Origin of the sequence: Pseudomonas sp. MSSRFD41 (assembly GCF_014230245.1) — a bacterium.
In the GTDB taxonomy this organism is placed as follows: Bacteria; Pseudomonadota; Gammaproteobacteria; order Pseudomonadales; family Pseudomonadaceae; genus Aquipseudomonas; species Aquipseudomonas piscis.
In genome coordinates this window covers 1-6,552 of the sequence record NZ_JACKZK010000051.1, presented here as the reverse complement: position 1 = coordinate 6,552, position 6,552 = coordinate 1, and the positions used below count along the sequence as shown (strand labels likewise).

The window sequence follows — 6,552 nt, the reverse complement described above, 5'->3', positions numbered from 1 at the left end:
CGTCGAGCGGATCATGGCCGAGGAGGGCCTGTCCCCGACCGAGGCGACGATCAAGGCGATGAAGCAGGTATCCGGCGCCATCGTCGGCATCACCCTGGTGCTGTCCGCGGTGTTCATGCCGCTGGCGTTCATGAGCGGTTCGGTGGGCGTCATCTACCAGCAGTTCTCGGTATCCCTGGCGATCTCGATCCTGTTCTCCGGCTTCCTGGCCCTGACCTTCACCCCGGCGCTGTGCGCCACGTTGCTCAAGCCGATCCCTGAAGGCCATCACGAGAAGCGCGGTTTCTTCGGTGCCTTCAACCGTGGCTTCGCCCGCGTCACCGAGCGCTACTCGGTGCTCAGTTCCGGGCTGGTCAAGCGTGCCGGGCGTTTCATGCTGGTGTACGCCGGTATCGTCGCTCTGCTGGGCTACACCTACTTGCGCCTGCCGGAAGCCTTCGTCCCGAGCGAGGACCTGGGCTACATGATCGTCGACGTGCAACTGCCGCCCGGCGCCAGCCGCATGCGTACCGATACCACTGGCAAGGAGCTGGAGCAGTACCTTAAAAAGCGCGATGCAGTGGAGTCGGTCTTTCTCATTTCCGGCTTCAGTTTCTCCGGCCAGGGCGACAACGCGGCACTCGCATTCCCGGTTTTCAAGGATTGGTCGGTACGCGGCAAGGACGAGTCTGCTGCTGCCGAAGTAGCGGCGTTGAACGAGCATTTCGCGCTGCCGAGCGATGGCACCGTCATGGGCGTTTCGCCACCACCCATCGACGGCCTGGGCAACTCCGGCGGCTTCGCTTTGCGCTTGATGGACCGTGGCGGGCTGGGCCGGGAGGCCTTGCTGCAAGCCCGGGATACGCTGCTGAGCCAGGTCAACGGCAACCCGAAATTCCTCTACGGCATGATGGAAGGCCTGGCCGAGGCGCCGCAGTTGCGCCTGGTGATCGACCGTGAAAAAGCCCGAGCCCAAGGCGTCAACTTCGAAACCATCAGCTCTACCTTGTCCTCGGCTTTCGGCTCCAATGTGGTCAACGACTTCACCAACGCCGGTCGCCAGCAACGGGTGGTGATCCAGGCCGAGCAGGGCGCGCGGATGACCCCGGAAAGCGTGCTCCAGCTGTACGTGCCCAACAACAAGGGCGACCAGGTACCGCTCAGCGCCTTCGTCAGCAGCAAGTGGGAAGAGGGGCCGGTGCAACTGGTGCGCTACAACGGCTATCCGTCGATCCGCATCGTCGGTGACGCAGGTCCAGGCTACAGCACCGGCCAGGCCATGGCCGAACTGGAGCAACTGGCGTCGCAACTGCCCAAGGGCATCGGCTACGAGTGGACCGGCCTGTCCTACCAGGAGAAGGTCTCTGCCGGCCAGGCATCGGGTTTGTTCGCCCTGGCGATCCTGGTGGTGTTCCTGTTGCTGGTGGCCCTGTACGAAAGCTGGTCGATCCCGCTGTCGGTGATGCTGATCGTTCCGATCGGCGCCGTGGGTGCGGTCCTGGCGGTGATCTTCATGGGCATGCCCAACGACGTGTACTTCAAGGTCGGCCTGATCACCATCATCGGCCTGTCGGCGAAGAACGCGATCCTCATCGTCGAGTTCGCCAAGGAGTTGTGGGAGAAGGGCTACAGCCTGCGTGACGCCGCCATCGAGGCCGCTCGCCTGCGCTTTCGTCCGATCATCATGACCTCCATGGCCTTCATCCTCGGCGTGGTGCCCCTGGCCATCGCCACCGGTGCCGGTGCGGCCAGCCAGCGCGCCATCGGGACCGGGGTGATCGGCGGAATGCTCAGCGCCACCTTCCTGGGCGTGTTGTTCGTGCCGATCTGCTTCGTCTGGCTGCTGTCGGTGCTGCGCACCAAGCGGCCAGCCCCTGAACAACCAGCCCTGACCCAGGAGTGATCAGCATGCGTACCGCAGTTTTTACCGTATCGGCGCTGCTGATCGCCCTGGCCCTGGGAGGCTGCTCCATGGCCCCGACCTACGAGCGCCCGGCCGCGCCCGTTGCCGATAGCTGGAGCGGCGCGGCCGCCCAGCAGGGACGCCAGGCTAGCGAACTGGATTGGCGGAGCTTCATTGTCGATCCGCAGTTGCGCAAGTTGGTCGGCACCGCCCTGGACAACAACCGTTCGTTGCGCCAGACCTTGCTGGACATCGAACAAGCCCGCGCGCAGTACCGCATCCAGCGGGCCGATCGCATCCCGGGACTGAACGCAGGCGCCTCGGGCAACCGCCAGCGCCTGCCGTCGGACCTGTCCAGCAGTGGCCGGGCCGGCGTGGCCAGTACCTATCAGGTCGGCCTGTCGCTGCCGGAGTACGAAGTCGACCTGTTCGGTCGGGTCAAGAGCCTCAGCGATGCCGCATTGCAGCAGTACCTGGCCACCGAGGAGGCCGGGCGCGCGGCGCGCATCGCGCTGATCGCCGAGGTCACCCAGGCCTACCTGGTTCATGACGGCGCCCAGCGCCGCCTGGCCCTGACCCAGCAGACCCTGGTCAGCCGCGAATACTCCTTCGCCCTGATCAGCCGGCACCGTGCGGTGGGTAACGCCACCGCACTGGACTACCAGGAAGCCCTGGGCCTGGTGGAACAGTCCCGGGCCGACGAGGAGGCCGCACTGCGCCAGAAGCAACAGGCCTTCAATGCCCTGGTGCTGTTGCTGGGCACCGCCGATGCGGCCAAGGCGATTCCCGAGAAGCCATCGGAGCAGCCGCTGCTGGTGCAAGACATCGCCGCCGGCTCGCCTTCGTCGCTGATCGAGCGCCGGCCGGACATCCTCGCCGCCGAACACCGTTTGCAAGCGCGCAATGCCGATATCGGCGCTGCGCGGGCGGCGTTCTTCCCGCGGATCACCTTGACCGGCAGCTTCGGCACCTCCAGCGCGCAAATGTCTGGCCTGTTCGATGGCGGCTCGCGCTCCTGGAGCTTCATCCCGACCCTGTCGCTGCCGATCTTCGATGGCGGGCGCAATCGTGCCGGGCTCAGCCTGGCCGAGGCGCGCAAGGACTCGGCGGTGGCGGCCTACGAGGGCACGATCCAGACGGCGTTTCGCGAAGTGGCGGACGCCCTGGCGGCCACCGACACCCTGCGCCGCGAGGAACAGGCACGCGGGGCCCTGGCCAATACCAGCAACGAATCGCTGAAGCTGGCCAAGGCTCGCTATGAAGGCGGCATCGACAGCCACCTGCGTTACCTGGACGCCCAGCGCAACAACTTTGCCAACGAGACGGCGTTCATCGACGTCAGCACTCAACGGCAGATCGCCCTGGTGGACCTGTTCCGCTCCCTGGGCGGTGGCTGGCAGGACAACCAGGGCCAGCAACTGGCGCAACACCAGACGCCCCCTTAAGTGAACGCCGGCGCCTGCTTGGGTTCTCCTGGGCAGGTGCCGGTCAAGGAGATTAACGATGCGTGCAATCGATGCCGGCATCCAGGTCTGCGGCGAATGTCATCAACTCAATCCCATCGACGACCAGCAGCCCGCGCGTTGCAGTCGTTGCCGGGCGCTCTTGCATGTGCGCCGCCCCGACAGCATCAGGCGGACCTGGGCCTTGCTGATCAGCGCCATGTTGCTCTACATCCCGGCCAACCTGCTGCCGATCATGACCGTCAGCATTTTCGGCAAGGGCGCGCCGGCCACCATCATGAGCGGGGTGGTCAGCCTGCTGCAGCTGGGCATGATCCCCATCGCCCTGGTGGTATTCGTGGCCAGCATCGTGGTGCCGACCTTCAAGCTGGTGGGCATCGCGCTGCTGCTTTATTCGGTGCAGCGCCAGCAACGGATGTCCGCCCGCCAGCGGATCATCATGTACCGCTTCATCGAATGGGTGGGGCGCTGGTCGATGCTCGACATTTTCGTCATCGCCATCCTGGTGGCGTTGGTGAACTTCGGCAACCTGGCGCGCATCGAGGCCAACCTCGGCGCCGCCGCCTTCGCCAGCGTGGTGGTACTGACCATGCTGGCCGCTGTGACTTTCGATCCCCGGCTGATCTGGGACAACACCCCCTTGGACAAAGAAAATGAGTGATTTGCCCGTCCCCAAGAAACACCCGGCCTCCAACTGGTCGGCGATTTGGATCCTGCCCTTGGTGGCCCTGGTCATCGGTGCGTGGCTGGGCTGGCGTGCCTACGACGAGGCCGGCCCGGTCATCCAGGTCCGCTTCGAGAGCGGCGACGGTATCCAGGCCAAGAAGACCGAGGTGCTGTACAAGGGCATCTCGGTCGGCAAGGTGATCGACTTGAATGTCAGCGAGGACATCAAGGGCGTAGTGGCCTCGATCGAAATGACCAAGGAGGCACAGGAGTACCTTAACCACGACACGCGTTTCTGGTTGGTCAAGCCGCGGGTGTCCCTGGCGGGCGTGACCGGTTTGGAGACACTTGTGTCCGGCGTCTATATCGCGGTGGATCCGGTGAAGGGAGACGGGGGCGTAGATTCATTTACCGCCCTCAAGGAACCGCCACCGATGTCCGAGCAGGTGCCTGGCCTGCACATCACCCTCAAGGCCGACCGGCTGGGTTCCCTGGAGCAGGGCAGCCCGGTGTTCTACAAGCAGATCCTGGTGGGCCAGGTGAAGCACTTCCAGCTCGCCGAGGACCAGCGCACCATCGAGATCAAGGTCCACATCGAGCCGGCGTACGCCGACCTGGTGCGCAAGCACACGCGCTTCTGGAACGCCAGCGGCATCTCGATCTCCGGTGGCCTGTCGGGCTTCAAGGTGCGCAGCGAGTCGCTGCTGACCCTGGCCGCGGGCGGTATCTCCTTCGCCACGGCGGACAACCACCGCGACAGCCCACCCACCGATCCGACCAAGCCGTTTCGCCTGTACGAGGACTACGACGCGGCCCAGGTCGGCCTGCGGGTGAAGCTGAAGATGAAGGACCTGAGCGAGATCGAGCCGGGGCGCACGCCAGTCATCTATAACGGCGTGCAGGTCGGCCTGGTCAAGACCGTCGACATGAACCAGGACTTCAGTGGCGCCACCGCCGAGCTGGCGATGGATCCACGGGTCGAGGCCCTGTTGCTGGAGGGCACCGAGTTCTGGACCGTAAAGCCGAATATCTCCCTGGCCGGGATCACCGGCCTGGATGCCCTGGTCAAGGGCAACTACATCGGCGTGCGTTTCGCCAAGAGCGGGGCGCCGCAGCGCGAATTTAGCGCCCGCTCCAAGGCGCCACCCATGGACATGAACGTGCCGGGCCTGCACCTGGTGCTGACCAGCGACCGCCGGGGTTCGGTGGAGGTCGGGGCGCCGGTGCTCTACCGGCAGATCCGCGTCGGTAGCGTGCAGAGCTACCAGCTGTCGGCGGACAACCAGCAAGTGATGATCGGGGTGCATGTCGAGCCCGAGCATGCGCGGCTGGTGAACAGCTCCACGCGCTTCTGGAACGCCAGTGGCGTGACCCTGAGCGGTGACTTCAGCGGGGTCAAGCTCAAGAGCGAGTCGCTGCAGACCTTGATCAATGGCGGTATTTCCTTTGACACCCTGGACCCCAAGGCGTCGTCCTCGGGCAAGGATCGCCGCTTCGCTCTCTATGACAGCGAAGAGGCGGCCATGGCCCGGGGCGTGGAGATCCAGCTGAGCGTCGAAGACGCCGAGGGCCTGCGCGAAGGGACGCCGATTCGGTTCAAGGGGTTGGTGATCGGCAAGGTCGAGGGCATCGGCTTGAAGAATGACCTGTCCGGGGTGCTGCTCAAGGCGCGCCTGGGGGCCAACGGCGAGTCGTTCGCCCGCAGCGGCACGCGCTTCTGGGTCGTACGGCCGGCACTCGGCCTGTTGCGTACGGAACACCTCGGCACCCTGGTCAGCGGCCCCTACATCGAGGCCCTGGCCAGCAGTCGCCCGGGCGAGCGGCAGACGCGCTTCCAGACCCTGGCCGAGGCGCCGAACCTGCTCGGGAGCGGCAGCGGCCTGCGGCTGACCCTGAGCGCTGCGGACAAGGGCTCGATCAAGCTCGGCAGCCCGGTGACCTATCGCAAGATGCCGGTGGGCAAGGTCATCGACCTGAACCTGGGCCAGCAGGCGGACCGGGTGCTGATCAGTATCCTCATCGAGCCGCGTTATGCACCGCTGGTGCGTACTGGCAGCCGCTTCTGGAACGCCAGCGGCGTGGGCATCGAGGCCGGTTTGTTCAAGGGCGTTTCGGTACGCACCGAGTCCCTGGAAGCCCTGGTGGCCGGCGGTATCGCGTTTGCCACGCCAGACAACGGGCAAATGGGCGAAGCGGCCAAGCCGGGGCAGACCTTCGCCCTGTTCGATGCCGTCGACGAACAATGGCTGGAGTGGGCGCCGAAGATTTCGCTCAAGGAAGCCGCGCAGTGAGCGCGCTCATTTTCAAGTCAATGCAAAAAGGAGTTAATCCATGTCCAGGCGTTTTATTGCTCTCGCGTTCCTCACCGTCGGCTGTGTGTTTGCCGCCCAGGCTCAGGAGCCTATGCCTTCGGTACGGCAGGTGATGAGTGAGAACAAGGAGAAGATCAAGAACCAGATCGAGACCATCAACTACAAGCGCAAGCGCATGGTGGAGGCCAACATGGAACTCGATAGCGAGCAGGCCGAGACGTTCTGGCCA

Annotated in this window: 4 protein-coding genes and 1 pseudogene; all 5 read left to right on the top strand. The window is 64.9% G+C overall.

The features are described from left to right. Window positions 1–1,882: efflux RND transporter permease subunit (locus H7A76_RS32030; protein WP_185702216.1), on the top strand; the 1,882-nt coding region annotated here is incomplete at its 5' end. Between the two features lie 5 nt (window positions 1,883–1,887). Then, window positions 1,888–3,327, top strand: a complete 1,440-nt coding sequence (locus H7A76_RS32025) for an efflux transporter outer membrane subunit (protein WP_185702215.1) — start codon at window positions 1,888–1,890, stop codon at window positions 3,325–3,327. 58 nt (window positions 3,328–3,385) lie between these two features. After that, window positions 3,386–4,006 (top strand): paraquat-inducible protein A, encoded by a 621-nt coding sequence (locus H7A76_RS32020; protein WP_185702214.1) that lies wholly within the window; start codon window positions 3,386–3,388, stop codon window positions 4,004–4,006. Further along, window positions 3,999–6,302 carry a PqiB family protein gene (locus tag H7A76_RS32015; RefSeq protein ID WP_185702213.1) on the top strand — a complete coding sequence of 768 codons (2,304 nt, stop codon included), beginning with the start codon at window positions 3,999–4,001 and terminating at the stop codon, window positions 6,300–6,302. Before H7A76_RS32020 ends, H7A76_RS32015 begins: the two co-directional genes overlap by 8 nt. A 40-nt stretch (window positions 6,303–6,342) precedes the next feature. Continuing rightward, window positions 6,343–6,552: pseudogene (locus H7A76_RS32010) on the top strand (transcriptional regulator); the annotation flags it as partial.